General features: G+C 64.9%; 26 protein-coding genes. 13 read left to right on the top strand and 13 right to left on the bottom strand.

Going from position 1 to position 26,511, the window contains the following annotated elements:
- Nucleotides 1–10 precede the first annotated feature (10 nt).
- The 4 genes from P0645_RS10545 (at nt 11) to P0645_RS10530 (ending at nt 5,753) form a co-directional block, all read left to right on the top strand.
- Nucleotides 11–1,366 (top strand): M16 family metallopeptidase, encoded by a 1,356-nt coding sequence (locus tag P0645_RS10545; RefSeq protein ID WP_284164539.1) that lies wholly within the window; start codon nt 11–13, stop codon nt 1,364–1,366.
- Nucleotides 1,363–2,673, top strand: a complete 1,311-nt coding sequence (locus tag P0645_RS10540; protein WP_284164538.1) for a M16 family metallopeptidase — start codon at nt 1,363–1,365, stop codon at nt 2,671–2,673. Before P0645_RS10545 ends, P0645_RS10540 begins: the two co-directional genes overlap by 4 nt.
- 63 nt (nt 2,674–2,736) lie before the next feature.
- Nucleotides 2,737–4,590 carry a DNA mismatch repair endonuclease MutL gene (mutL, locus tag P0645_RS10535; protein WP_284164537.1) on the top strand — a complete coding sequence of 618 codons (1,854 nt, stop codon included), beginning with the start codon at nt 2,737–2,739 and terminating at the stop codon, nt 4,588–4,590.
- Nucleotides 4,587–5,753: a DNA recombination protein RmuC gene (locus tag P0645_RS10530; protein WP_284164536.1), complete on the top strand. Its 1,167-nt coding sequence runs from the start codon at nt 4,587–4,589 to the stop codon at nt 5,751–5,753. The genes mutL and P0645_RS10530 overlap by 4 nt, the downstream gene beginning before the upstream one ends.
- Nucleotides 5,754–5,757: 4 nt before the next feature.
- On the opposite strand, the gene P0645_RS10525 is transcribed toward P0645_RS10530, so the two are convergent.
- Genes P0645_RS10525 through argH form a run of 3 tightly spaced genes read right to left on the bottom strand, consistent with a single transcriptional unit; the run spans nt 5,758 to nt 7,468 of the window.
- A complete protein-coding gene (locus tag P0645_RS10525) occupies nt 5,758–5,901 on the bottom strand; it encodes a hypothetical protein (RefSeq protein ID WP_284164535.1) in 144 nt (47 codons plus the stop codon).
- Entirely contained in the window at nt 5,898–6,068 is a 171-nt protein-coding gene (locus tag P0645_RS10520) for a hypothetical protein (protein ID WP_267635021.1), read from the bottom strand. Before P0645_RS10520 ends, P0645_RS10525 begins: the two co-directional genes overlap by 4 nt.
- Complete coding sequence (argH, locus tag P0645_RS10515; protein ID WP_284164534.1) at nt 6,065–7,468, bottom strand: argininosuccinate lyase; 1,404 nt, start codon at nt 7,466–7,468, stop codon at nt 6,065–6,067. Before argH ends, P0645_RS10520 begins: the two co-directional genes overlap by 4 nt.
- Nucleotides 7,469–7,490: 22 nt before the next feature.
- Between argH and P0645_RS10510 the strand changes: the two genes are divergently transcribed.
- Entirely contained in the window at nt 7,491–8,063 is a 573-nt protein-coding gene (locus tag P0645_RS10510; protein ID WP_284164533.1) for a TlpA family protein disulfide reductase, read from the top strand.
- 118 nt (nt 8,064–8,181) lie between these two features.
- Complete coding sequence (locus P0645_RS10505) at nt 8,182–8,991, top strand: division plane positioning ATPase MipZ (RefSeq protein WP_284164532.1); 810 nt, start codon at nt 8,182–8,184, stop codon at nt 8,989–8,991.
- Between the two features lie 21 nt (nt 8,992–9,012).
- Here the strand turns inward: P0645_RS10505 and P0645_RS10500 are convergent, their stop codons facing one another.
- On the bottom strand, nt 9,013–9,177 hold the full coding sequence (locus P0645_RS10500; protein ID WP_284164531.1) for a hypothetical protein: 165 nt from the start codon (nt 9,175–9,177) through the stop codon (nt 9,013–9,015).
- Between the two features lie 326 nt (nt 9,178–9,503).
- Here P0645_RS10500 and P0645_RS10495 point away from each other — a divergent pair, with 326 nt between their 5' ends.
- The 5 genes from P0645_RS10495 to P0645_RS10475 all read left to right on the top strand — a co-directional run bounded on the left by P0645_RS10495 (nt 9,504) and on the right by P0645_RS10475 (nt 15,034).
- Nucleotides 9,504–11,120, top strand: a complete 1,617-nt coding sequence (locus P0645_RS10495; RefSeq protein ID WP_284164530.1) for a peptide ABC transporter substrate-binding protein — start codon at nt 9,504–9,506, stop codon at nt 11,118–11,120.
- Nucleotides 11,121–11,200: 80 nt separating this feature from the next.
- Complete coding sequence (gene oppB / locus P0645_RS10490; protein ID WP_284164529.1) at nt 11,201–12,124, top strand: oligopeptide ABC transporter permease OppB; 924 nt, start codon at nt 11,201–11,203, stop codon at nt 12,122–12,124.
- Between the two features lie 24 nt (nt 12,125–12,148).
- A complete protein-coding gene (locus P0645_RS10485; protein WP_284164528.1) occupies nt 12,149–13,054 on the top strand; it encodes an ABC transporter permease subunit in 906 nt (301 codons plus the stop codon).
- A 1-nt stretch (nt 13,055) separates the two neighbouring features.
- Nucleotides 13,056–14,024 (top strand): oligopeptide/dipeptide ABC transporter ATP-binding protein, encoded by a 969-nt coding sequence (locus P0645_RS10480; protein WP_284164527.1) that lies wholly within the window; start codon nt 13,056–13,058, stop codon nt 14,022–14,024.
- The gene (locus P0645_RS10475) at nt 14,021–15,034 is read left to right on the top strand and encodes an oligopeptide/dipeptide ABC transporter ATP-binding protein (RefSeq protein ID WP_284164526.1); all 1,014 of its coding nucleotides are present in this window, start codon (nt 14,021–14,023) and stop codon (nt 15,032–15,034) included. The genes P0645_RS10480 and P0645_RS10475 overlap by 4 nt, the downstream gene beginning before the upstream one ends.
- Before the next feature lie 90 nt (nt 15,035–15,124).
- Here P0645_RS10475 and ychF read toward each other — a convergent pair whose 3' ends face one another.
- Nucleotides 15,125–16,222, bottom strand: a complete 1,098-nt coding sequence (ychF, locus tag P0645_RS10470) for a redox-regulated ATPase YchF (protein WP_284164525.1) — start codon at nt 16,220–16,222, stop codon at nt 15,125–15,127.
- A gap of 86 nt (nt 16,223–16,308) precedes the next feature.
- Entirely contained in the window at nt 16,309–17,355 is a 1,047-nt protein-coding gene (rsgA, locus tag P0645_RS10465; RefSeq protein ID WP_284164524.1) for a ribosome small subunit-dependent GTPase A, read from the bottom strand.
- A 289-nt stretch (nt 17,356–17,644) separates the two neighbouring features.
- On the opposite strand from rsgA, the gene trpA reads away from it, so the two are divergent.
- Nucleotides 17,645–18,436 carry a tryptophan synthase subunit alpha gene (trpA, locus tag P0645_RS10460; protein WP_284164523.1) on the top strand — a complete coding sequence of 264 codons (792 nt, stop codon included), beginning with the start codon at nt 17,645–17,647 and terminating at the stop codon, nt 18,434–18,436.
- Nucleotides 18,437–18,641: 205 nt separating this feature from the next.
- Complete coding sequence (locus tag P0645_RS10455; RefSeq protein ID WP_284164522.1) at nt 18,642–19,805, top strand: alpha-hydroxy acid oxidase; 1,164 nt, start codon at nt 18,642–18,644, stop codon at nt 19,803–19,805.
- Here the strand turns inward: P0645_RS10455 and P0645_RS10450 are convergent.
- The 7 genes from P0645_RS10450 to P0645_RS10420 all read right to left on the bottom strand — a co-directional run bounded on the left by P0645_RS10450 (nt 19,796) and on the right by P0645_RS10420 (nt 26,505).
- Nucleotides 19,796–20,959, bottom strand: a complete 1,164-nt coding sequence (locus tag P0645_RS10450; protein WP_284164521.1) for an MFS transporter — start codon at nt 20,957–20,959, stop codon at nt 19,796–19,798. The genes P0645_RS10455 and P0645_RS10450 overlap by 10 nt on opposite strands.
- A gap of 72 nt (nt 20,960–21,031) precedes the next feature.
- Entirely contained in the window at nt 21,032–21,970 is a 939-nt protein-coding gene (locus P0645_RS10445) for an AEC family transporter (RefSeq protein WP_284164520.1), read from the bottom strand.
- Nucleotides 21,970–22,767, bottom strand: coding sequence for an MBL fold metallo-hydrolase (locus P0645_RS10440; protein WP_284164519.1), 798 nt, complete (start codon nt 22,765–22,767; stop codon nt 21,970–21,972). The genes P0645_RS10445 and P0645_RS10440 overlap by 1 nt, the downstream gene beginning before the upstream one ends.
- 1 nt (nt 22,768) lies before the next feature.
- Nucleotides 22,769–23,581: a TatD family hydrolase gene (locus P0645_RS10435; protein ID WP_284164518.1), complete on the bottom strand. Its 813-nt coding sequence runs from the start codon at nt 23,579–23,581 to the stop codon at nt 22,769–22,771.
- A gap of 6 nt (nt 23,582–23,587) precedes the next feature.
- A complete protein-coding gene (locus tag P0645_RS10430) occupies nt 23,588–24,718 on the bottom strand; it encodes a DNA polymerase III subunit delta' (RefSeq protein ID WP_284164517.1) in 1,131 nt (376 codons plus the stop codon).
- Complete coding sequence (tmk, locus tag P0645_RS10425; RefSeq protein ID WP_284164516.1) at nt 24,711–25,337, bottom strand: dTMP kinase; 627 nt, start codon at nt 25,335–25,337, stop codon at nt 24,711–24,713. Before tmk ends, P0645_RS10430 begins: the two co-directional genes overlap by 8 nt.
- Before the next feature lie 7 nt (nt 25,338–25,344).
- Complete coding sequence (locus tag P0645_RS10420; protein WP_284164515.1) at nt 25,345–26,505, bottom strand: D-alanyl-D-alanine carboxypeptidase family protein; 1,161 nt, start codon at nt 26,503–26,505, stop codon at nt 25,345–25,347.
- Between the last annotated feature and the right edge of the window lie 6 nt (nt 26,506–26,511).

Raw genomic sequence — 26,511 nt, 5'->3', positions numbered from 1 at the left:
AGGATCCCTCATGCTGCGACTGAGCTGCGGCCTGGCCCTAGGCCTTCTGGCCGCGCCCGCCGCCCTTGCAACCGCCGCCACCGCCGACGAGGTCACGACCTTCACGCTCGACAATGGGATGCAGGCGGTCGTGATCGAGGATCACCGCGCGCCGGTCGTCACCCACATGGTCTGGTACCGGGCCGGATCGGCCGACGAGAAGCGCGGCAAATCCGGAATCGCGCATTTCCTCGAACATCTCATGTTCAAGGGCACCGACGCGGTTCCCGATGGCCAGTTCTCTCAGATCGTCGAGGCGCAGGGCGGCTATGACAATGCCTTCACCTCTTCCGACCAGACCGCCTATTTCCAGCGCCTTGCCGCCGACCGGCTGGAACTGGTCATGCGGATGGAAGCCGACCGGATGCGCAACCTGACGCTGACCGAAGAGGATGTGGCGACCGAGCGGGAAGTGATCCTGGAGGAGCGCGCACAACGGATCGATTCCTCGCCCGAGGCGCTTTTTTCCGAACAGATGGATGCGGCTCAGTATCTCAACCATCCCTACGGCACGCCGAACATCGGCTGGCGGGCCGAGATGGCGGCGCTGTCGCGGCAGGATGCGCTGGACTGGTACGGGCTCTATTACGCGCCGAACAACGCGATCCTGATCGTTGCGGGCGATGTCGATCCGGCAGAGGTCAAGGCGCTGGCGGAAAAATACTATGCCCCCCTCGCGCCCAGCGCCGGTATCCCCGAACGCGCCCGCCCGGCCGAACCGCCGCAGCTTGCCGAGCGGCGACTGAGCTTCAGCGACCCCAATATTGCGCAGCCCTATGTCACCCGCCGCTATCTTGCCCCCGAGCGCGATCCCGGCGCGCAGGACGAGGCGGCGGCGCTGGTTTTCCTCGCCGCTCTTCTTGGCGGCAATGCCCAGACTTCGCTTCTGTCGCGGGCGCTGACCTTCGACCAGAAGATCGCGGTCGCCACCGGCGCGGGCTATGACGCGACCTCGCTCGACGATACGACCTTCGGCCTCTATGCGGTGCCCGCGCCGGGCGTGAGCCTTGCCACCGTCGAGGAAGCGATGGACAAGGTGCTGGCGGACCTGTTGCAGACCGGCGTCGACGCGGCGCAATTTGCCCGGCTGAAGACCCAGATGAAGGCCGAACTGATCTACCGGCGCGACAATGTGGGCGACCTGGCCGAAGATTACGGGTCGGCGCTGACCTCCGGCCTGACCATCGCGGATGTCGAGGCCTGGCCCGACGTCCTGCAGAATGTCACGGCCGAGGATGTGATCACTGTGGCCCGCAAGGTGCTGGACCGCCGCCATGCGGTGACCGGCTGGGCGATGCGTACCGGCGCCGAGGAGAAGCTGCCATGATCCGTTTCCTGTTCGCAGCTTTTCTCTGCGCCGTCGCCCTGCCCGCTGCGGCGGAGGTGAAGATCGCGGAGGTCACCTCACCCGGCGGGATCAAGGCCTGGCTGGTCGAGGAACATGGCATTCCCTTCACCGCGCTGGAACTGCGATTCCGGGGTGGCACCTCGCTGGACGCGCCGGACAAGCGCGGGGCGGTGATGCTGATGGCCGCGCTTCTGGAGGAAGGGGCGGACGGGCTCGATTCCAAGGGTTTCGCCGAACGGCGCGAGGAGCTGGCGGCGCGGATCGGGTTCGATGCCAATGCCGACGCTGTCACCGTCTCGGTGCAGATGCTGACCGAGAACCGCGACGATGTGGTTGCGCTTTTGAAAAGCGCGCTCATAGACCCGCGTTTCGATCAAGAGGCGATCGACCGCGTGAAGGGCCAGATCCAGTCGATCATCCAGTCTCGGGCCGCCTCGCCCGAGGACATCGCGCGCGACAGGATGGATGCGGCGCTGTACGGCGACCATCCCTATGGTTCGTCCGACCTCGGCACCGCCGAAAGCGCCGCCGCCCTGACCCGCGAAGACCTTCTGGCGGCGAAGGCCGCGACCATGGCGCGTGACCGGCTCTATGTCTCGGCCGTCGGTGACATCACGGCGGCAGAACTCGGCGCGCTTCTCGACGGACTTCTCGGCGATCTTCCCGCGACGGGCGCGCCGCTGCCCGGCCCTGTCACACCGGCTTTCCCAGGCGGCGTTACGGTCGTGCCGTTCGACACGCCGCAATCGGTGATCCTGTTCGGCCAGCCCGGCGTGCCTTGGACGCATCCGGACTATTACCCCGCCTATGTGCTGAACCAGATTCTCGGCGGTGGCGGGTTCACCGCGCGGCTGATGACCGAGGTGCGCGAAAAGCGCGGGCTGACCTATGGCGTTTCGACCGATCTGGTGAACATGGACCTTGCCGACAGCTGGCAGGGCTCGCTCGCCTCGTCGAACGAGAAGGCGGCTGAGGCGGTGAAGGTGATCCGCGAGGTCTGGGCCGATGTGGCCATGAACGGTATCACCGAGGCGGAACTGGAGGCGGCGAAGACCTACATGACCGGTTCCTACCCCCTGCGCTTCGATGGCAATGACAATATCGCGCGCATTCTCGTGGGCATGCAGATGGACGGATTCCCGATCGACTATCCCGCGCACCGTAACGAAAAGATCGAGGCGGTGACGCTTGACGATGTGAACCGCGTGGCGCGGGAACGGATGAAGCCCGATCAGCTGACTTTCACCATTGTCGGCCACCCTGTCGGGCTGGAGAGCACCAACTGAGCCCCGGCGGGGCGACGGAACGAACCGTGGCCGAATCTCCCGGCCCATGCTAAAGCTTGGGGCATGAATGCCCATGACCCCAACATGCACGATTCCCGGTCGTCAGATCGGCCGGTGATCCGCCAGCTTGACGAAGCTGCGGTCAACCGGATCGCGGCGGGCGAGGTGGTGGAACGCCCGGCCTCTGCCGTGAAGGAACTGGTTGAGAATGCGCTCGACGCGGGCGCTGGCCGTGTGGACGTGGCCTATGCCGATGGCGGCAAGACCCTGATCCGGGTGACGGACGACGGCTGCGGGATGACGGCGGCGGACCTGCCGCTTGCGCTCGCGCGGCACGCGACATCGAAGATCGACGGGTCGGACCTTCTGAACATCCACACGTTCGGCTTCCGGGGCGAGGCATTGCCGTCGCTCGGCGCGGTCGGGCGGCTTAAGGTGACCTCACGCGCGGCGGGGCACGAGGCGGCGGAAATCGCGGTCAATGGCGGCCGCGAGATGCCGGTGCGGCCGGCGGCGCTGGCGCGCGGCACGGTGGTCGAACTGCGCGACCTTTTCTTCGCAACGCCCGCGCGGCTGAAGTTCCTGCGCAGCGACCGGGCAGAGGCGCAGGCGATCGGCGATGTCGTCCGGCGCCTCGCCATGGCCGAACCGGCGGTGGCCTTCACTTTGCGGGATATTTCCGGCAGTGGCGAGGGCAGGCTCATCTTCCGCGCCGATGCCGAGCAGGGCGACCTCTTCGATGCGCTGCGCCTACGGCTCCGCGCACTCATCGGTGCCGATTTCGCCGAGAATGCGCTGCGGATCGAGGCCGAGCGCGAAGGCATCCACCTGACCGGCTATGCGGCGCTTCCGACCTATTCGCGCGGCGCGGCCGTCGAGCAATATCTCTTTGTGAACGGCCGCCCGGTGCGGGACAAGCTGCTGATCGGCGCGCTCCGCGCCGCCTATCAGGACGTTCTCGCCCGCGACCGCCATCCTGCCGCCTGCCTGTTCCTGACGCTCGATCCGACGCGCGTCGATGTGAATGTCCATCCGGCGAAGGCCGAGGTCCGGTTCCGCGAGCCGGGAATCGCGCGCGGGCTGATCGTCTCGGCGCTGCGCCATGCGCTGGCCGAAGGCGGGCACCGCGCCTCCTCGACGGTTGCGGGCCTGACGCTCGGCGTCATGCGGCCGGAACCCATGGCACCGCGCCTTTGGCAAAGCGAGCGCCCGAAGGCTGCGACGCTCGACCGCAGTCTCGCCTTTCAGGCGCCCCTCGCCCCCGGCTTCGCCGAAACCTCCGCCCGGTTCGAACCGGCCGAAGAGCCGCCGAAGGCGGACGATGAGGCGCCGCTGTCGCGCCCCCTGGGCGCCGCGCGGGCGCAGGTACACGAGAATTACATCATCGCCCAGACCGAGGTGGGCATCGTGATCGTCGATCAGCATGCCGCGCATGAGCGGCTGGTCTACGAGCGGCTGAAGGCCCAGAAGGCCGAGCGCGGCGTGGCGGCACAGGCGTTGCTGATCCCCGAGATCGTCGAACTGTCGACGGGTGACGCCGCCCTTCTGATGGAGGAGGCGCCAGCGCTCGAAAGCCTCGGGCTTGTCGTCGAGCCGTTCGGCGGCAACGCCGTTGCGGTGCGCGCCACACCGGCCATTCTCGGGCCGGTCGGGGCCGAGGCTCTGCTGCGCGACATCCTCGACGAACTGTCAGACGCGGGCGAAAGCCGGACGCTCGGCGCCCGCATCGACGCGATCCTCAGCCGCATGGCCTGCCATGGTTCAATCCGCTCCGGCCGCCAGATGGGGCCGGCGGAGATGAACGCCCTTCTGCGCGAGATGGAGGCGACACCGCTTTCCGGCCAGTGCAATCACGGGCGGCCGACCTATGTGGAACTGAAGCTTTCCGATATCGAACGGCTTTTCGGGCGGACATGATCACCATCTTCGGCCAGACCTATTCTTTCGACGATCCGAAAGTGATCGCGGCGCTCGTCGGAGCGGCGCTCCTCCTCGCGCTTTTCACCCTCCTTTTCCTCACGCTCCGCTCCGCCGCCCGCGCCTCTCGCCTCTCCGAGCCGCTGCTTCATCACATGGGCACGCTTGGGCAGAGGGTGCAGGCGCTGTCCGACGGCCAGCATCAGCTTGCAGGGGGCCTCACCCATGTCTCCGAGGCCTCGGCCGCCGCGCAGGCGAAGCTACTGCAATTGATGGAGGCGCGGCTGGCGGATGTGTCGCGAGGCATGACCGAAACCTTACATGGCACCGCCACCCGGACAGCTCGATCCTTGGGTGAGTTGCAGCAGCGGCTGGAAACCATCGACAAGGCCCAGGCCAATATCGAGAAACTGTCGGGCAACGTGCTGTCGCTGCAGGATATATTGTCGAACAAGCAGACGCGCGGCGCCTTCGGGGAAATCCAGCTGAACGATATCGTCACCAAGGCGCTGCCGTCGGATGCCTACTCCTTCCAGGCGACACTCTCGAACGGCCGCCGCGCCGACTGCCTGATCCATCTGCCCAATCCGCCGGGGCCGATCGTCATCGATTCGAAGTTCCCGCTCGAGGCCTACGAGGCGCTGCGGCGGGCAGGCAACAATGCCGAACTGATCGAGGCGCAACGCATGATGCGGATCGCGGTGCGCAACCATATCAAGGCCATCGCCGAGCGCTATCTGATCGAGGGCGAAACCGCCGACGGCGCGCTGATGTTCCTGCCGTCAGAGGCGGTCTATGCGGAGCTTCACGCCAATTTCCCCGAACTGGTGCGCGAAGGGTTCGCGGCAAAAGTCTGGATCGTTTCGCCCACCACCTGCATGGCGACGCTGAACACGATGCGGGCGATCCTGAAGGATGCGCGGATGCGCGAACAGGCGGGCGCGATCCGCAAGGAGCTGGCGCTGCTGCACACGGACGTCGAACGGCTGGGCGACCGGGTCCAGAACCTCGACCGGCATTTCGGTCAGGCGGCGAAGGATATCGAGGAAATCAAGATTTCCGCCGACAAGGCCGGAAAGCGTGCCCGCAGGCTCGACAATTTCGATTTCGAGGAGATCGCGGCACCCGAGGCGCCGCGGGTCGTGCCTTTGGTGAAGGGCTGACCGGTCAGGACCCGCCGACGATCCCGGCCTTGGCGGTGCCGGTGATGGTGACGCCCGGCTTTTGCGCGGGGGGCGTCGGTCGCCCGTCCGCGCCGCAGGCGGCGAGAAGGCCGAGGATGAGGAGGCTGGAAGCTATTTTCTTGGTCATTGCGAGATCGTCACTCCGACGCCCAGAAGGTTGGTCCTGACCGACGGGGCGACCTTCACCCCGTCCGGCGTGAGGCGGACATTGGCATGGGCGCGCGGCTGCGAACAGGCGGCGAGAGCCGCCAGACAGGCGATCGGCAGAAGCGCGCTCAACCTGAAACAGATCATCCGATCTGATCCTTCCAGCGGGCAATCTGGGCGCGGACCTGCGAAGGCGCGGTGCCGCCGTAGCTTTGGCGAGAGGCCACGGAATTATGGACGCCGAGCACCGAATAGATTTCCTGCGTGATGCCCCCATGGACGGAATTCATCTCGGCAAGGCTCAGGTCAGGCAGGTCGCAACCTTTCTTTTCAGCCAGTGCCACGAGCGACCCCGTGACATGATGCGCCTCGCGGAACGGCAGGCCCGCCTCGCGGACGAGCCAGTCGGCGAGGTCGGTCGCGGTCGAAAAACCCGACGCGGCGGCACGCTCCAGATTGTCGCGGTTGGCGGCCATGTCGCCCACCATCCCGGTCATCGCGGCCAGCGCCAGCATCAGCGTGTCGGCTGCGTCGAAGACCTGTTCCTTGTCCTCCTGCATGTCCTTCGAATAGGCAAGCGGCAGGCCCTTCATCACGGTGAAGAGCGCAATGGTGGAGCCGAGGATGCGCCCGATCTTCGCCCGGATCAGTTCGGCTGCATCGGGGTTCTTCTTCTGCGGCATGATCGACGAGCCGGTCGAGAAGCGGTCGGACAGCGTGACGAACCGGAATTGGGCCGAGGACCAGATCACCAGCTCTTCGGCGAAGCGCGACAGATGCACGGCGCAGATCGACGCCGCCGACAGGAATTCCAGCGCAAAGTCGCGGTCGGAGACGGCGTCGAGCGAATTGGCCATCGGCCGGTCGAAGCCGAGCGCCCTGGCCGTCATGTGCCGGTCGATCGGGAAGCCGGTGCCCGCCAGCGCCGCCGCACCCAGCGGGCATTCGTTCATCCGCGCCCGCGCATCGCGGAAGCGGCCGCGATCACGGCCGAACATCTCGACATAGGCCATCATGTGATGGCCCCAGGTTACCGGCTGTGCGGTCTGCAGATGGGTGAAGCCCGGCATGACCCAGTCGGCGCCTGCCTCTGCCTGCGCGAGAAGCGCCCGCAAGAGCGCGCCGAGCGCCTCGTCCGCCTGATCGCACTGATCGCGCACCCAGAGGCGGAAATCGGTCGCCACCTGATCATTGCGCGACCGCGCCGTGTGCAGCCGCCCGGCCGGTTCGCCGATCACCTCTTTCAGCCGCGCCTCGACATTCATGTGAATGTCCTCGAGCGCGGTCCTGAATTCGAACTTTCCCGCCTCGATCTCTGACAAGACCGTGAGCAGCCCTTCCCCGATCGCCTCGGCGTCCTTATCAGTGATTATACCCTGCGCCGCGAGCATCGCGGCATGGGCGCGGCTGCCGGCGATGTCCTGTGCGTAAAGCCGCCGGTCGAACGAGATCGAGGCATTGATCGCCTCCATGATCGCGTCCGGCCCGGCGGCGAAACGCCCGCCCCACATCGCATTCGCGGCGTTCGAGGTTTTCTGGTCGGTCATGGCCGGCCCTTTCGGAGGTATCATGCGGTTTCTCGTCCGGTTCGTCCTCTACACGGCCCTCGCGCTCGGTGCAAACGGAGCCCGCGCGGAACTGGCGCTGGACCGTCCCGCCGAGGCGCTTCAGCCCTTCGCGACCGGCGGCATGGCGCGGCTGGTTCCGGTGGAGGCGCCGCTGCCCTTGCCCGAGGCCGCGCTGATCGACGAAACCGACGCGCCGCGCAGCCTTGAGGAATACCGCGGCAAGATCATCCTCGTGAATTTCTGGGCGACCTGGTGCGCGCCCTGCCGGGCGGAGCTTGCCTCGCTCGACCGGCTTGATGCAGCGCTTGGCGGCGCGGAGTTCGCCGTCGTCACCATCGCCACCGGCCGCAACCCGTTGCCTGCCATCGAAAAGCTTTTTGCCGAGGAAGGCATCACCCGCCTGCCGATCCTGCGCGATCCGGACATGACTTTCTCGCGCGCCTCGGGCGTTCTCGGCCTGCCGGTCAGCCTGATCGTCGATCGCGAAGGCCGGGAAATTGCGCGCCTGATGGGTGACGCGGTCTGGGACGGCCCCGAGGCGCAGGCGCTGATCAAGGCCCTGATCGCCCCCTGAACGCGCGAACCAGACCCATTTCCTTACGGGAAAGGCGCCAAAACCCTTTCCTTTGCGGCTGTCTGGCCCTAGAGAGCGGGCGTTGGCTTGAGGGGGCCGATACAAGCGAAGGGCGAACATGGCGCATATCATCGTCGTGGGAAACGAAAAGGGCGGGTCGGGGAAATCGACCACATGCATGCATGTGGCGACCGCGCTTTGCCGCATGGGCCACCGGGTCGGCGCGCTTGACCTCGACCTGCGCCAGCGCAGTTTCGGGCGCTATGTCGAGAACCGGCTGGCCTATCTGCGCAAGGAAGGCCTGAGCCTGCCGACGCCCGATTACCGCGATCTGCCGGAGGTGGATCAGGCGGCGCTCGCCCCGGGCGAGAATGCCTTCGACCGGCGGCTGTCCGGAGCGGTGGCGGGGCTGGAGCGGGATTGCGATTTCATCGTGATCGACTGCCCCGGCAGCCACACGCGGCTGAGCCAGGTTGCCCATTCGCTGGCCGACACGCTGATCACGCCGTTAAACGACAGTTTCATCGACTTTGACCTTCTGGCACGGGTCGATCCGGATACGAGCCGCGTCACCGGACCCTCGATCTATTCGGAGATGGTCTGGTCGGCGCGGCAATTGCGCGCGCGGGCGGGGCTGAAGCCGATCGACTGGATCGTGCTGCGCAACCGTCTGGGCGCGCAACAGATGCACAACAAGAAGAAGGTGGGCGAGGCGCTGGAACAACTGTCCAAGCGCATCGGATTCCGCGTGGCACCGGGATTTTCGGAACGGGTGATCTTCCGCGAGCTGTTCCCGCGCGGCCTGACGCTTCTCGATCTGCGCGATGTGGGGGTCGAGAGCCTGAACATCTCGAACGTCGCGGCGCGTCAGGAAGTGCGCGACCTGATGAAGGCACTGGAGCTGCCCGGCGTCACGATCAACTTCTGACGCTCAGGCAGCAGTATCTTGTCAGGCGGCCATACGGGCGCGGCGGAAGAGGTCAGGCTGCGCCTTCGCCGTACGGCGGCGGCGCTGTTCGGCCTTTTCAAGCGACTGGAGGCGCAGTTCAAATGTGTCAGCCTCTTCGGACTTGCGGCGCGAGAATGGCGCCAAAAGCATAGCCAGAATTTTCATTTCAATCCGCCCTTCTGCGCCCCTGAACCTGTCCTACCGGCCGGAAATGGCCCAAAAATGGCGGAGATCGGGCCGATTGCGCCCGATGCGGGAATGGATTGTTTTCAGGGAATCAACCGCGAGTGGACGTTAGGTCACCCTGAACCGTCGCAAACAGGACATCCGACCTCGGGCGCAATATGACCGATCTCTCCGTCATATTGACGCAAGGTTTGCGGCAGACTGCACCGAAATATGCTTGTCACACCGCGTGAGGCGACTACTCTCCTCGCACTTTCGCAGTGCGGGACAGGCACGCGACCCACCAGATAACAAGGGAGGCCCCTATGAAACAGAGGCTGCTACTTTCCACCATTCTCAGCGCCACGCTTGCCATCCCGGCGGTTGCCGCGAACGTGCCCGAGGGCACCGCGCTGGCCGAGAACCAAGCCTACAATTACTGGATGCTCGACGCGATCAAGTCGCTTGACCCCCAGATCGTCTCGTCGGTCGAGGACAGCGACGCGGTCCGCTCGCTGATGGAGGGCCTCTATAACGAAGACGGCGACGGCAACCTGGTGCCGGGCGTCGCACTGAGCCATGATTTGTCGGAAGACAAGACCACCTATACGTTCCACCTGCGCCCCGAAGCGAAATGGTCGAACGGCGATCCGGTGACGGCGGGTGACTTCGTCTATGCCTGGCGCCGCCTGGCCGATCCGGCGACCGCGTCGGAATATGCCTGGTATATGGAACTGATGCAGGTGGTGAATGGCGCCGAAATCACCGCCGGCGAGAAGAAGCCCGAGGAACTGGGCGTCACCGCGATCGACGATCACACGCTGGAAGTGAAGATCCTCGCGCCGCTGCCCTACTTCCCCAAGATGCTGACGCATACGTCGGTCTTCCCGGTCAACCAGAAGGTGGTCGAACAGTTCGGCGCCGACTGGACCAAGCCCGGCAACTATGTCGGCAACGGTGCCTACACGCTGAAGGACCATATCGTCGGCGAAAAGATCGTGATGGAGAAGAGCGACAGCTACTGGGATGCCGCGAAAACTGTCATGTCGCCGGTCACCGGCCTGACCATCAACGACGAGAACGCGGCGCTGACCCGCTATGAGGCGGGCGAGCTTGACCGCACCATCGTTCCGGCAGGTCAGTATCCCCGTCTGAAGGAAGAGTTCCCGGACGAGGCCACCTCGACCCCCTATTCCTGTTCCTACACCTATATCTTCAACCTCGCCGAAGGTAAGGGCAACGAGGCGCTGAAGGATGTGCGCGTGCGCGAGGCGCTGTCCTATGCGCTGGACCGCGATATCGTGGTGAACAACATCCTGCAGGGCGGCCAGAAGTCCGCCTACAGCTGGACCCACTGGGCGATGAACGGCTTCACCATGCCCGAAATCGACTATTCGAAGTGGACCCAGGCCGAGCGCGACGAAAAAGCAAAGGCGCTGTTGGCGGAAGCCGGCTTCGGCCCGGAAAACCCGCTGAAGATCACGCTGAACTACAACACCTCGGAAGCCCACCAGAAGATCGCGGTCGCCGTCCAGCAGATGTGGAAGCAGAAGCTGGGTGTCGAGATGACCCCGCAGAACTTCGAATGGAAGGTCCATACCGACAAGATGAATGCCGGCGACTTCGAGATGGCCCGCTACGCCTGGTGCGCGGACTATAACGAGGCCTCGACCTTCCTCGACCTCTGGGCCAGCTATTCGGGCAACAATGACGCGAAATATGCCAACGCCGAGTATGACGCGCTCCTGAAGAACGCGAAGACCGCGGCCGATCCCGGCCCGGATTACACGAAGGCCGAGGAAATCCTGGCCAAGGATATGGCGATCATCCCGATCTACCACTATGCCAAGGTCGACATGATCAAGTCGGACCTGAAGGGCCTGCCGCAGAACAACGTGCAGCAGACCTGGTACGCCAAAGACCTCTACCGCGTCGCCCAGTGATCATCTGATCTTCTGACCGAGGCGGCCCCCGAATTTCGGGGGCCGCTTTCGGCCATTTCCCGCGCGCATGGGGGTCTTTCATGTTTTCCTACATCATCAAACGTCTGGTGGTGGCCATCCCGACGCTTCTCGTCCTGATGGTCCTGTCCTTCCTTCTGATGCACGCCGCCCCGGGCGGGCCCTTCACCTATGAAAAGAAGCTGCCCCCGGAAGTGCTGGCAAACCTCAACGCCAAATACGGCCTTGACCAGCCGCTCTGGCGGCAGATGGTTTCCTATGTCTGGGGCATCATTGCCCATTTCGATTTCGGCCCGTCCTTCGTCTACAAGGACCGCGATGTGAACGAGATCATCGCCCAGGGCTTCCCCGTCACGCTCTACTACGGCTCGATCGCCTTCGTGGTCGCCGTTGTCACGGGCGTGACGCTTGGCGTCGTTGCCGCCGTCCGCCAGAACAGCCTGATCGACTATTTTGCCGTCGGCCTGTCGATCGGCGCGCAGGTGCTGCCGAACTTCGTGATGGCGCCGGTCCTCGTCCTTGTCTTCGCGCTCTGGCTTGGCTGGCTGCCCGCCGGCGGCTGGGAGGGTGGCGAGATCAGCCACGTCATCTTGCCGGTGATCGCGCTTGCCACCAGCTACATGGCCTCGATCGCGCGGATCACCCGCTCCTCGATGCTGGAGGTCCTGACCTCGAACCATGTCCGCACCGCCCGCGCCAAGGGCCTGCCGGAACACAAGGTCATCCTGCGCCACGCGCTGAAACCGTCGCTGATCCCGGTGATTTCCTACCTCGGGCCGGCCTTCGTGGCCATGATCACCGGGTCTGTCGTCGTCGATAGCTTTTTCTCGACCGGCGGCATCGGCAAGGCCTTCGTCGACAGTGCCTTGAACCGCGACTACGCGGTCATGATGGGCATCACGCTCCTCGTCGGTGTCCTCACCATCATCTTCAACCTTCTGGTCGATATCCTCTACGCCTGGATCGACCCCAAGATCAGGTACTGAGCCATGGTTTTGAGTTCAATCGACATGAGCGCACTGGCCGAACGGCTGGCCGCAGATGAAGTCAAAGGCCGTTCGCTTTGGGCGGATGCTCGCAGCAGATTCATACGGAACAAGGCGGCGGTTGGGGGCTTGATCCTGCTGATCGTAATTACGCTCTATGCATTGGCTGCTGCTCACGTTTCACCTTATGCGTACGACACCGCCGACTTCATGATCATGGGCCATGCGGCAGAACTTGGTGCGCCGTCATGGGAGAGCGGTCACTATTTCGGCGTCGACAATGACGGGTTTGACGTGTTCGTCCGCACGGCATTCGGAACGCGCATTTCGCTCTTTGTCGGTATCGTTGGCTCGGCTATCGCAGTCATCGTTGGAACCTTGTACGGCGCCACCGCTGGATATGTCGGCGGCCGCACCGACCAGATCATGATGCGGATCGTCGATATCCTCCTCGCAATACCCTATATGTTCGTTCTGATCCTGTTGCTGGTGATGTTCGGTCGGTCGCTGTTCATGCTCTTTGTCGGCATCGGGCTTCTGTCGTGGCTCTCCATGGCACGGATTGTGCGGGGCCAGACCCTGTCGCTCAAGAACAAGGAATTCATCCAGGCCGCACAGGCGGCGGGCGTGCCGGCATGGAAGATCATCCTGCGCCATATCGTCCCCAATCTTTTGGGTATTGTTGCTGTCTATGCCACGTTGCTCGTGCCAGACATGATCCTGACCGAAAGTTTCATTAGCTTTCTAGGACTTGGGCCTGCCCCGCCGGTGACTAGCCTTGGCGCCTTGATTGCAGAAGGTGCGGGTACGATGCGCTATGGTTACCTCTGGTCCTTGAATGCGCCCCTTGCCTTTTTTGTCCTCACCCAGTTCGCCTTCTTCTTCGTCGGCGACGGTCTGCGCGACGCGCTCGATCCCAAGGACCGCTGACATGGCTCTACTCGACATCAAGGACCTGCGCGTCCAGTTCCGCACCAATGACGGCGTCGTGAATGCCGTGAACGGCATCACCTTGTCGCTCGAACGCGGCGGCGCACTTGGCATCGTTGGCGAAAGCGGATCGGGCAAGAGCCAGCTCGCCTTTGCCGTGATGGGGCTGTTGGCCAAGAACGGCCGTGCGACCGGATCGGTCAGCTTCGACGGGCAGGAGATCCTGAATGCCCCGCCCTCAGTGATCAACCGGGTCCGCGCCAACAAGATCGGCATGATCTTTCAAGATCCCATGACCTCGCTCAATTCCTACATGCGGGTCTCGGACCAGATGATGGAGGTTCTTCTTCATCACAAGGGGATGAGCAAGGATCAGGCGGCGAAGGAATGTGTCCGCATGCTGGACGCGGTGAAGATCCCCGATGCGGCGGGCCGCTTCCGGCTTTACCCGCACGAGTTTTCCGGCGGCATGCGGCAGCGGGTGATGATCGCCATGGCGCTTCTGTGCAAGCCCGACCTTCTCATCGCCGACGAGCCGACGACCGCGCTCGACGTGACCGTGCAGGCGCAGATCATGCAGCTTCTGGGCGACCTGCGCCATGATTTCGGCATGGCCACGATCCTCATCACCCATGACCTCGGCGTGGTGGCGGGTTTCTGCGACGAGGTGATGGTGATGTACGGCGGCCAGGTGATGGAGAAAAGCCCGGTCGATCCGGTCTTTGCCGCGCCCTCCCACCCCTATACGCGCGGCCTTCTGCACGCGCTTCCGCGCGTCGATCAGGAGGGCGAGGAGCTGGCCTCGATCCCCGGCACGCCGCCCAACATGATGCGCGCGCCGAAGGGTTGCCCCTTCGCGCCGCGCTGCGAGTTCGAGATCGACCGCTGCACGGTCGCGCTCGATCCCCTGACCGAATTTGCCCCCGGCCGCTTCCGGGCCTGCAACCGCCCTGTGGAGGAACTGGCATGACGATACCGCTCCTGAAGGTCGAGGACCTGCGCGTTACGTTCCAGATCAGCCGTGAAGGCGACATGCCTTGGACCAAGCCGCTCCAACTGCACGCGGTGGGTGGCGTGAGTTTCGAACTGATGCCGGGCGAGACGCTTGGCATCGTGGGCGAAAGCGGTTGCGGAAAGTCGACACTCGCCCGGGCGATCATCCAGATGGTGCCCGCCACCGGCCGGGCGGTGTGGGAGGATGGCGTGGACCTCCTCTCGCTCTCATCGCGCGAGATGCTGAAATACCGCTCCGACATCCAGATGGTCTTCCAGGACCCGCTGGCGAGCCTCAATCCGCGCATGACGGTCGGGCAGATCATCGCCGAACCTCTGACCACCCACCACCCGGGCCTCTCGAAGGACGAGGTGAAGTTGCGGGTGAAGGCGATGATGGACAAGGTCGGGCTCCTGCCCAATCAGATCAACCGCTATCCACACGAGTTTTCCGGCGGCCAGTGCCAGCGGATCGGCATCGCCCGCGCGCTGATCGTCGAGCCGAAGCTTCTGATCTGCGACGAGCCGGTCTCGGCCCTCGATGTCTCGATCCAGGCCCAGGTCATCAACCTTCTGATGAAGCTGCAGCGCGAGCTTGGCCTTGCGATGATCTTCATCGCCCATGATCTGAGCGTGGTGAAACATATCTCCGACCGGGTGATGGTGCTCTATCTCGGCCGCACGATGGAGGTAGCGACCAGCGGCGATCTCTACAGCGCCCCGCAGCATCCCTATACTCAGGCGCTCCTCTCCGCCGTTCCGATCCCCGATCCGGCGGCGGAACGGGCCAAGCGCATGATCCCGCTCGAAGGCGATCTGCCCTCGCCGCTGCGCCCGCCATCGGGCTGCGTCTTCCGCACCCGCTGCCCGCGGGCCGAGGCGCGCTGCGCCGCTGACGCGCCGCGCCTGAACCCGGGCGACCATCAGGTCGCCTGCCATTTCCCCGGCCCGCTCGCCGAATTCCGGAAAGCGATGGAAGAGGCGTGACGGTACGGCCGAAAAATCTTCGCGAAGATTTTTCGGCCCGACGCGCGACAAGCGGAAAAATCTTGCCGAAGATTTTTCCGCCCCCGGCGGTCAGGCGTTGAAGAGAAAATGCAAGACGTCGCCGTCCTTCACCTCGTAGCCCTTGCCCTCGACCCGGAACTTGCCCGCCTCGCGCGCGCCGGCCTCGCCGTTTCCGGCGACATAGTCGTCATAGGCGATCGTCTCGGCACGGATGAAGCCACGCTCGAAATCGCCGTGGATCACGCCCGCCGCCTGCGGTGCCAGCGTGCCCTTCTCGATCGTCCAGGCACGGGCTTCCTTCGGCCCCACGGTGAAATAGGTCTGCAGCCCCAGAAGGTCGTAGCCCGCACGGATCAGCCGGTCGAGGCCCGCCTCGTTGAGGCCCATCTCCTCAAGGAACATCGCCGCATCCTCGGCGGGCATCTGCGCCAGTTCTTCCTCGATCCTGGCCGAGATCACCACATGGCCCGCACCCTGCCGCGCCGCCATCTCGGCCACCCGCGCGGACTGGCTGTTACCGGTCGCGGCAGAGGCTTCCTCGACATTGCAGACGAAGAGAACGGGCTTTGAGGTCAGGAGCTGCAGCATCGCCCAGGGCTTCCGGTCGTCCTCGCTGACCGTCACGGTCCGCGCGGGCTGGCCGTTTTCCAGCGCGGCAAGGGCCGCCTTCATCAGCCGCTCCTGCGCCACCGCTTCCTTGTCGCCGCCCTTGATCTTGCGGGCAATGCCCGCCAGCCGACGCTCGATACTCTCCATGTCAGCGATCATCAGCTCGGTCTCGATCGTCTCGGCATCCGCGACCGGGTCGATCCGGCCTTCGACATGGGTGATGTCGCCATCCTCGAAGCAACGCAACACATGGGCAATCGCATCGACCTCGCGGATGTTCGCAAGGAACTGGTTGCCGAGCCCCTCGCCCTTCGAGGCGCCGCGCACCAGCCCCGCGATATCAACGAAGGTGATGCGGGTCGGGATGATCTGCTTTGATCCGGCAATCGCCGCCAGCTTGTCGAGCCGCGGGTCCGGCACGGCCACTTCGCCCACATTGGGTTCGATCGTGCAGAAGGGAAAGTTCGCCGCCTGTGCCGCCGCCGTGCGCGTCAGGGCGTTGAAAAGGGTGGACTTGCCGACATTCGGCAGACCGACGATACCCATCCTGAAACCCATCGCGCGCTCCTGTAGAAAGACTGGAGCGATCTATTCCAGCATGCGCGAAGATGGAAGCCGTTTCGGCGTTATCCTTGCGGCTATCGTCAGCTTTCCTCCCATCGGTTGCGCTTGTGCTTCATCACGTCACGTGTCATCCGCCCGAAGCTCCGGGACCGGGCGCGAAGCTCGGCCACCGATGCGCTGTTCCAGTTGTCTTCCCGCTGCAGCTTCTGCCATCGATGCAGGCGCGCGCGGTCAATCTCGCCCGCGTCGATCGCCGCACGGATCGCGCAGCCTGGTTCGCTCTCGTGCCGGCAATCCGAGAACCGGCATTCTCGGGCAATTTCGCTCAGGTCGGCGAATGTCGCGTCGATCCCCTCGGCCACGCCCTGAAGCCGAAGTTCGCGCATGCCAGGCGTGTCGATCAGCCAGCAACCGCCCGCAGCGGGCATCAGCGAACGCGCGGTCGTCGTATGGCGACCCTTGGCGTCGTCCTCGCGAATGGCCGCGGTTGTGAGCGTGCGGCCGGTCAGTGCTGTGGCTAGCGTCGACTTGCCGACACCGGACGACCCCAGAAAGCACAGGGTACGACCCCGGCCGCACCACGGTGCCAGCCTTTCGATCAGGTCCGGCGAAAAGGCATCGACGGCCAGTGCGGGCACATCCCTCGTGACAGGGCGGAGCCTGTCCAGGTAAGGCGCAGGATCGTCAAGATCGGCCTTTGTCAGCAGGATCACCGGCTCGATCCCGCCGCCGAGGATCAGCGCAAGGTAACGTTCGATCCGGGCGACGTTGAAGTCCGCGTTGCAGGAGGTGGTCAGGAAAGCCGTGTCGACATTCGCGGCGATAAGCTGCTCGCGCGCGGTCTCGCCTGCCGCGCGCCGGGCGAGACAAGTGGTGCGGTCGAGCAGGCGGTCGACCACCCGGCGGCCTTCGTCACAGATCAGCCAGTCACCGACCGCTACTGCGCCCGAAGACAACGAGGGCGGCAAGGTCAGCGCCAGCGGCCCCTTCGTGGAAAATGCGACAAGCCTGTCGCGGTGCACTTCGGCCACCCGCGCAGGAAGGCGGGTCTCAAGCTCCGTGATTGAGAGCTGGCCGAGCAGCTGGTTGGTCCAGCCAAGATCGGCCAGAGTCGTAGATGACGTCATGGGATGCCCCTGAAAGATGCTGAAACGGCCCCGCACGTTGCGCGCGGCTGCCTGACGGGTCATCGGGGCAATGGCAAGGCGAACGCCTCAGGTCCGCGCCCCGGCGCGGTGAATGACAATGGCCTGCATGACATCCTCCTCTGCCGGGTTCCAATCTATTGTGATGCTAACCCAATCGTCTCAGTGCGGCAACACCGCTTGGCATCAGCGACAGCCCCCGGGGAACCAGCCCCATTGATTTTCCGCCAGCTTTTCTGCACTACCCCGGAAAGCCAGTTGGAGTTGCCGCATGACCCGGATCGAAGCCAAGTTCGCCGCCCTCGGGGCCGAAGGGCGCAAGGCTTTCGTGGCCTATATCATGGCGGGCGATCCTGATCTTGCGACATCGCTGGACTTGATGAAGGGGCTGCCCGCGGCCGGGGTCGACGTGATCGAGCTTGGCATGCCCTTCACCGACCCGATGGCGGACGGACCGACGATCCAGCTTGCGGGCCAGCGCGCGCTCGAGGGTGGCCAGACGCTGCAGAAGACGCTCGACATGGTCGCCGCCTTCCGCAAGGGCGACGACAAGACGCCGATCGTGATGATGGGTTACTATAATCCGATATATTCGCGCGGCGTCGAAACCTTTCTGAAGGATGCCAAGGCCGCCGGGGTCGATGGGCTGATCGTGGTCGACCTGCCGCCCGAGGAAGATGAGGAGCTTTGCATCCCCGCCCAGAAGGCCGGGCTGAACTTCATCCGTCTCGCGACGCCCACAACCGACGACAAACGCCTGCCCAAGGTGCTGCAGAACACCTCGGGCTTCGTCTATTATGTCTCGATCACCGGCATCACCGGCGCGGCCGCCGCCCAGGCCGGCGACGTCGCGCCAGAGGTCGCGCGCATCAAGGCCGCGACCGACCTGCCCGTGATCGTCGGCTTCGGCATCCGCACGCCGGAAACCGCACGCGCGATCGCCTCCGTCGCCGACGGCGCCGTGGTCGGCTCGGCCATCGTCAAGATGGTCGAGGAAAAGCGCCCTGTGCCGGAAATCCTCGCCTTCGTGAAGGGCCTCGCCGACGGCGCGCATTCCGCCTGAACCGGGCAGAGCGGTCGCAGCGCCTTCACAATCACCCGCCCGAGTGGCTTTCGCGCCCCGCGAAAGCCGCGAGAGACAGGCTTGCGCCCGGAACGGGCGCTCCGCCGGATCACGGCCGCTCGGGAGCATGCCGACGTACCCAAAGGCCATTGCGCGAAATCGCTAAAATTGGTAATCGAAAATTACCAATTTTCCGGAGCCGCCCATGCCCGTGATCACCTGCATTGACGACCTGAAGACGCTGCACCGCCGCCGCGCGCCAAAGATGTTCTTCGATTACTGCGAGAGCGGCAGCTATACCGAACAGACCTTCCGCGAAAACACCTCCGACTTCGCCGACATTCGGCTGAAGCAGAAAGTCGCGGTCGACATGCTGGGCCGCACGAGCGAAACCACGATGCTTGGGCAGAAGGTCGCTATGCCGCTGGCACTCGCGCCTGTCGGCATGGCGGGGATGCAATGCGCGGATGGCGAGATCAAGGCGGCCCGCGCCGCTGAAAAGTTTGGCGTTCCCTTCACGCTCTCGACCATGTCGATCTGCTCGATCGAGGATATTGCCGCCCATACGAAAGCGCCCTTCTGGTTCCAGCTCTATGTGATGAAGGACGAGGAGTTCGTCGCCGCCGCCATAGAACGCGCCAGGCGCGCGGGCTGTTCGGCGCTCGTCCTCACGCTCGACCTGCAGATCCTCGGCCAGCGCCACAAGGACCTGAAGAACGACCTGACAGCGCCGCCGCGCCTGACGCTCAAGAACCTGATCAACCTCGCGACCAAACCCCGCTGGGTGGCGGGCATGGCGATGACGCGGCGTCATACGTTCCGCAATATCGTCGGCCATGCGAAAGGCGTGGGTGATCTCCGCTCGCTGATGAGCTGGACGAACGAACAGTTCGACCCGCAGCTCGACTGGGGCAAGATCGCCAAGATCCGCGACATGTGGGGCGGCAAGATGATCCTCAAGGGCATCCTCGACCCCGACGATGCCCGCCGCGCGGCGGATTTCGGCGCCGATGCGATCCTTGTGTCGAACCATGGCGGGCGGCAGCTCGACGGCGCGCTTTCCTCGATCCGCATGTTGCCCGAGATCGTGAAAGCGGTGGGCGACCGGACAGAGATCTATCTCGACAGCGGTGTGCGTTCGGGTCAGGACGTGCTGAAGGCCGTCGCGATGGGCGCGCGTGCCTGTTTCATCGGCCGGTCCTATATCTACGGCCTCGGCGCGATGGGCGAAGCAGGCGTCACCAGGGCGCTCGAAATCCTGCAAAAGGAGTTCGACATCACCATGGCGCTCTGTGGCGAAAAATCACCTGCGGGCCTTGGTCGTCACAACCTTCTGGTCCCGAAAGGATTCGAAGATCGTTACGCCTGAGCGCGGGCGAGCACGGGGCTTCGCCCCAGAAGCGTGACGGCGGGCAGGGCCAAGACCAGAAGGAGCGCTATCAAAAGGAACGCCGCGCGCAGGCCCGCGAGTTCCGACACTTGTCCCATGAGTGTCGGGCCGACGAAGAAGCCCGTAAACCCGATCATCCAGGCGCGCGAGATCGCCCAGCCGCGGTCGGCGGCGCGCACGCGCTTGCCCAGAAGCGAATTGACCGAGGGCACCGCGACCGCGACGCCCAGACCCAGAAGTGCAACGCCCGCGAGCGCCAGCGCGACGGAGGGCGCGAGTGCCAGAAGCGTTGCGCCCACGATACCGACCAGCGTCGAGGCAAAGATCAGACCGGCCTCGCCCAACTTCTGCGCCGCGACCTGCCCCGAAAGCCGCCCGATCCCCATGGTCAGGCCCAGCATCATCGGTCCGAACCCGCCGTTGCCCGACGCGCCGCCCAGGGTCCGCTCGATATGCAGCGCCGACCAGCTGTCACAGGCATTCTCGGCGACAAAGGTGATGAAGAGCACGGCGGCGGCAAGCGCCACGGGCCGTGCGAGGCCGCTATGCATCGCCTGATCGGCTTCGGACACCGAAACCGTCCAGTCGCGCCTGTCGCGCATCACCCAGCCCAATGCGAGGATCGCGGCAGCAAAGATCGGGAAGGCGACGGCTGCGGGCATCGCCTCTCGCCGCGTCAGGCTTGCCGCCAGCGCCGCCGCCGCAAAGGCAAAGGAAAAGGCCGCGTGATTGACATTCATCAGATGCCGCCCGCTCTGTTCCTCAAGGTCCGATATCCGCATGTTGGCGCTCATATCGACGAGCGAGACCGCGACCCCCATGAAGAAGAGCGCGGCTCCAAGCGCGGGGACGGTCATGGCGAGAAGCGGAAAGAAGTAGGCCAGAGCCAGGAGAATCGCGGCGGCGGGCAGAAGGCTGCGGCCAAAGCGGCCGACAAGGGCGGGGGCGAAATACATGGCAAGGATACCGCCCGCGGCAGGCGCGAGCAGCGCCGCGCCGAAGGCCGCATCGCTTGCGCCGACCTGCGCCTTGATCTCGGGCACATAGGCGGCAAAGCCGCCCCAGAAAATGCCGACCGCCGCAAGCCCCGCCATCGGGGCGCGTGATAGACTGCTTGCTTCAAGGATCGACATGCGCACCTCCGATCAGCCTTTCGCTATCCCGGAAAAACCCGCGCGGCAACGGGCGCCCTTAAACATCCTGCCTCAGGGCAGGACATGCAGCCAGAACCAGACCGTCAGGATCGACAGCGCGGTGGACAGCAGAACCGCCGTCGCTGCCACCCGCTTGGCCACGCCATACATGTTGGCGAAGAGATAGGCATTGATCCCCGGCGCCATCGAGGCCGTCACCACGACCGACCGCAGCGCCGCCGTATCGAGCCCATAGACCCGTGTTCCCAGAAACCAGGCCAGCCCCGGATGCAGGAGCAAGGAACAGCTCGCGATCATCGCGACCAGCCTGAGATCGCCCTCGGGCCGGTAGCGCACCATCACCCCGCCCAAGCCAAAGAGTGCCGCCGGAAGCCCCGCGCGTGCCAGCATGTCGACCCCCGCCCAGACCGGTTCCGGCAAGGGATCGCCAGAGACGTTCACCGCGAAGCCAAGCGCGATGCCGATGACCAAAGGATTGGTCACGATCCCCCGGAAGATCTGCCGCGCGATCTGGCCGACCGGCAGGCCAATGCCATGGGCGCGCGTCAGTTCCATCATCGTGATCCCGAAAGCATAAAGCATCGGCGCATGGATCGAGATGATCGCGTAGTTGCCGGACAATGCCGCCGTTCCATAGGCGCGTTCGGTGATCGGCAGGCCCAGAAGCAGCGAATTGGAGAAGAGGCCGGCGAAACCGATCGCCACCGCATCCGGCCCCGGCCGCCCGAAAAGCGCACGCGCGCCGAGCGCGCCAAGCGTGAAGCTGGTGAAAGCGCCCGCGTAGAAAGAGATCATCAGCCCGGCGTCATAGGCGCTTGAGAGGTCGAGTTGCGCCACGCCCTTGAAGAGCACGCAAGGCACCGCGAAATTCTGGGCGAACCGCATGAGCGCATCGACGGCGCGATCCTCGAAAAGCCCCAGCCGCGTGGCCAGATAGCCAGCCCCCATCACCAGAAAGACCGGCAGGATGACCTCGAACAGCGCCTGCATCAGGCCTCCAGCTCGATCACCATGCCGTCATGGGCGGCGTCGACATGGGCGGGTGTCTCGGCCTCGACCGCCGCGTGATCCAGATCGTTGTGCATGTTGGTCAGCACTGCGCGCTTGGGCTTCATCCGCGCGATCCAGTCGAGCGCCCTCTCGAAATGGAAATGCGTCGGATGCGGCTTGCGGCGCAGCGCGTCGAGGATCCAGACCTTCAGCCCCTCCAGATGCGGCAGCGCCGCGTCGGGAATGGCGGAGACATCGGGCAGATAGGCCAGATCGCCGATCCGGAAACCCAGCGCTTCGATATCGCCGTGCTCGACATGGAAGGGTGTAAGCCGGATCGCGCCGCCTGCGCCCGCGATCTCGAACGGGCCCTTGATCGTGTGCATGTCGCAGATCGGCGGATAGGAGGAACCTTCGGGTTGCACGAAGGCATAGCCGAAGCGGTTGAAGAGTGCCTCCTGCGTCGGCGGATCGGCCCAGACCGGCATGTGACGGCGGCTGAGGATCACGAGCTGGCGAATATCATCTAGGCCGTGGACATGATCGGCATGGCTGTGGGTATAGACGACCGCATCGAGCGTCGAGACGTTCGCATCCAGAAGCTGCGCCCGCATGTCGGGCGATGTGTCGATCAGGACGGACGTGCGGCCTTCGTCGGTGATCCGTTCGACCAGCAGCGAACAGCGGGTCCGGCGGTTCTTCGGGTTTGCCGGGTCGCAATCGCCCCAAAGCCCGCCGATGCGCGGCACGCCGCCCGACGATCCGCAGCCGAGGATGGTGAAGCGGAGCCGCGCCATCTCAGGCCGCCCGCCGCGCCGCGGCCTTGGTGAAGAGCCGTTCGAAGTTCGCCTCGGTCCTAGCCGCGAAATCCTCGATCGACAGGCCGTAGAGACCGGCCCCGACTTTCGCCGTATGGGCGGTGTAGGCCGGTTCGTTCCTTTTGCCGCGATGGGGCGGCGGGGCGAGGTAGGGCGCGTCGGTTTCCAGAAGCACACGGTCAACCGGCGCGGCAGCGAATATGTCGCGCAGCTCCTGACTTTTCGGGAAGGCGGCGATGCCGGACATGGAAAGATAGAAGCCGAGGTCGAGCGCGGCCTTCGCCAACCTCGCGCCCGAGGAAAAGCAATGCATGACGCAAGCATAGGCGCCCTGACGGTATTCCTCGGTCAGGATGCGCGCCATATCCTCGTCGGCCGCGCGGGCATGGATGATCAAGGGCAGGCCGGTCTGCCGCGCTGCCTCGATATGGATACGTAGGCTGGCCTGCTGCCGGGCGGCGCTGTCGGCCGTGTAGTGATAATCAAGGCCGGTCTCGCCGATGCCCACGCATTTGGGATGGGCGGCGACGGCAAGCAATTCCTCTACCGTAATCGGCGGTTCCTCAACGACGCTCATCGGATGGATGCCGAAGGCGAAGAAGACCGGATCATGCGCCTCGGCGATGACGCGGACCGCATCAAGGCCGCGCTGCCGGGTGCAGATCGTCACCATCCGGTGCACGCCTGCCGCTTGCGCGCGGGCGATGATTGCAGCCGTTTCGCCCTCGAAATCGGGGAAATCCAGGTGACAATGGCTGTCGGTGATCAGGGGGGGAGTTTCTTGGCTGGTCATCTGCGCTCACCTCAGGGCAAGCGCGCCTGCGGTCTGGTCTATCCGCAGGAACATATCGAGGAGAAGGGCGGCAGGGTCAAGGTTGACGGCGCGCCCGTGGCGGGCGCGGGCGCCGAGCGTCTGGTGCAGATCGGCCCAGGCGCGGGCGGCGGCGGCGTGGGGCGAGAGACGCGCGAGCAGCGCGGCTTCGCCCGCTGCCGCTTCCGGGCCTGCGAGCCCGGTAACACCCGCGCGGGCGAGACGCGCAAGGAAGAGGTCCATGAGCGCGAGGAGAAGATCGAGCCGCGTGTCCGCCCCGCCGCGCTGCGCGGCACTTTCCGCAAGCTTCAGGGCTGCGGGGCGATCAAGGCGCGGCAGGCTCGCGAAAAGCGAGACGATCTCCTCATAGGCTTCGAGCCCGCCCTGATTGACGAGGCGGACCGCCTCGCCCGCCGAACCGGCCGACAGGACGGAAAGCCGCACCGCATCCCCCTCCGCCCCCGCTGCCGCAAGTGCCTCTGCGAGGTCTTCGGGCGCGAGCGGCGCAAGCCTGAGTTCGCGGCAACGCGAGCGGATCGTCGGCAGAAGCCGCGAGGGCTGGTGGGCGACAAGGAGGAGCGTCGCCCCCTCCGGCGGCTCCTCAAGCAGTTTCAAAAGCGCGTTGGCGGCAGCCACGTTCAATTCGTCCGCCGCATCGACGATCACCACCCTGCGCCCGCCGTCGGCAGAGGAGAGATGGAGGAAGCTCTTCAGCTTCCGGACCTCATCTACCCGTATCTCAGCCGACAGCCGGTCGCCCTTGTCGTTTGGCCCGCGCCTGAGGACGAAGAGGCCGGGTTCCGCCCCCGCCCGCATCCGCCGCGCGACTGGGTGGTCGGCAGGAATGTCCAGGGTCGCGGGAGCGGGTGCGGGATCGCCGAAGAGGCCGCCGCCCTGATCTGGCGGCGTGGCCAGAAGGAACCGCGCGATCCGCCAGGCCAGCGTCGCCTTGCCGACACCGCGCGGCCCGGTCAGTAGCCAGCCGTGATGCAGGCGGCCGGTCCCGTAGGCTTCGAGAAAGGCCGCTTCCGCCGCGCCCTGGCCGTATAGATGGTCGGTCTCGCGCGGGTGCGGTGCGCCTTCGACCCGGTCGGGTTCGGGAAGCGTGACCTCAGTCATGGTCCGGCCTGGCGAGCGCCGAAAGCGCCATCGCCGCGATGTCGACTGCGACAATGTCGGGCGCGCGGGCGCCGTCGATCACATGGAAACGCAGGCGGAACTCGGCGGCGAGCGCCAGAAAGCCCGCCCGCATCCGTCGCTGCATGTCGAGGCCCATATCCTCGAACCTCTCCTCATGGCCGTTCCGCCCCTTGGCGCGGGAGAGGCCCACCTCCGGATCAATGTCGATCAGAAAGGTCAGGTCAGGTTCGCGGCCGATCATCATCTGGTGCAGCCGGTCGACAGTGGGCCTCAGGTCGCCGCGCGACAGGCCCTGATACATGCGCGTGCTGTCGGCGAACCGGTCGGAAATCACGACCTTTCCCGCCGCCAGAGCGGGTTGAATCGTGCGTTCCAGATGGTCGCGGCGGGCAGCGGTGAAGAGAAGGATCTCGGTCTCCGCCGACCAGCGGTCCGGATCGCCTTCAAGGACCAGACGGCGGATTTCCTCGGCGCCGGGGCTGCCGCCCGGTTCGCGGGTCAGGACGACCTCGTGACCCGCGCCGCGCAATGTCTCGGCCAGAAGCCGCGCCTGCGTGCTCTTGCCCGATCCGTCGATCCCTTCGAAGGTGATGAACATGCGAGGATCAGCTGCCGATCTGCGCGATCAGCCGCCCGGCCATGATGTCGAACGCGGTCGAGAGCCGGGTCATGAAGCCGCCCGCGCCCACGTCGCTTTCCGCGACCAGCGGCACAGTGACCGGATTGTGGCCGGGAATATCGATCACCAGATCGGCAAGCTTCGTTCCCGCCGCAACGGGCGCCCGGATCGGCCCGGAATAACGCAGCTCGCCCTTGAGATTGCCTTGGGCGAGCGAGGGCAGAAGCAGGGTCAGATCCTTTTCGACCACAAGGCCCACGGTCTTGGCAGAACCGACCCAGACCGGCGCATCAGTGATCTTCTGGCCCTGTTTCGCTATGGTCTTTTGCTTGAATTCCCGAAAGGCCCAGTCGACGACGCGCTGGGCCTCCTCTGCGCGTTCCTTCTCGCTTGCAAGGCCCGAGATGACGAATACCACCCGCCGCCCGTCCTTCACCGCGGATCCGACGAGGCCATAGCCCGCCTCGGACGTGTGGCCGGTCTTCAGGCCGTCGGCGCCGATCCCCATCTTCAGAAGCGGATTGCGGTTGAAGCGGTTGTCGGGGGACCGCCCGTCATAGGGAAATTCGGTCAGCGCGAAATAATGGTAATAGTCCGGAAACTCGGTGATCAGCCGCACGGCAAGGTGACCGAGGTCATTCATGCTCATCAGATGGTTCGGATCGGGCCAGCCGGAGGCATTGACGAAATGGCTGTCGTTCAGGCCGAGCGCCTTGGCGCGTTCATTCATCTTGGCAGCAAAATCGGCCTCTGTCCCGGCAAGGCCTTCGGCGACCACGACGCAGGCATCGTTGCCCGACAGGACCACGATACCCTGGATCAGTTCCTCGACCGTCGGCTTGTCCCTTTCGTTCAGGAACATGGTCGAGCCTTCCATCGACTTGGCGTGCGAGGAGACCGCGAAACGCTCATCCAGCGTCACGCGCCCGTCCTTCAAAGCCTCGAACAGCATGTTCACCGTCATCAGCTTCGACATCGAGGCGGGCGGCAGCGGCGTATGAGCGTTCTTTTCCAGCAGAACCGTCCCGGTCGTCAGGTCATAGATCCAGGCGGCGCGGGCACGGGTCTCGAATGCCAGCGCAGGAATTGCGCTGACAACAAGCAGGACCGCCCCGATCAGCCAGCCGAATGGAGTGGTCCCGCGCATGATCTG

It is taken from the genome of Frigidibacter sp. SD6-1, from assembly GCF_030143255.1.
Taxonomy (GTDB): domain Bacteria; phylum Pseudomonadota; class Alphaproteobacteria; order Rhodobacterales; family Rhodobacteraceae; genus TMP-24.
This window is presented reverse-complemented; position numbering and strand designations above follow the sequence as displayed.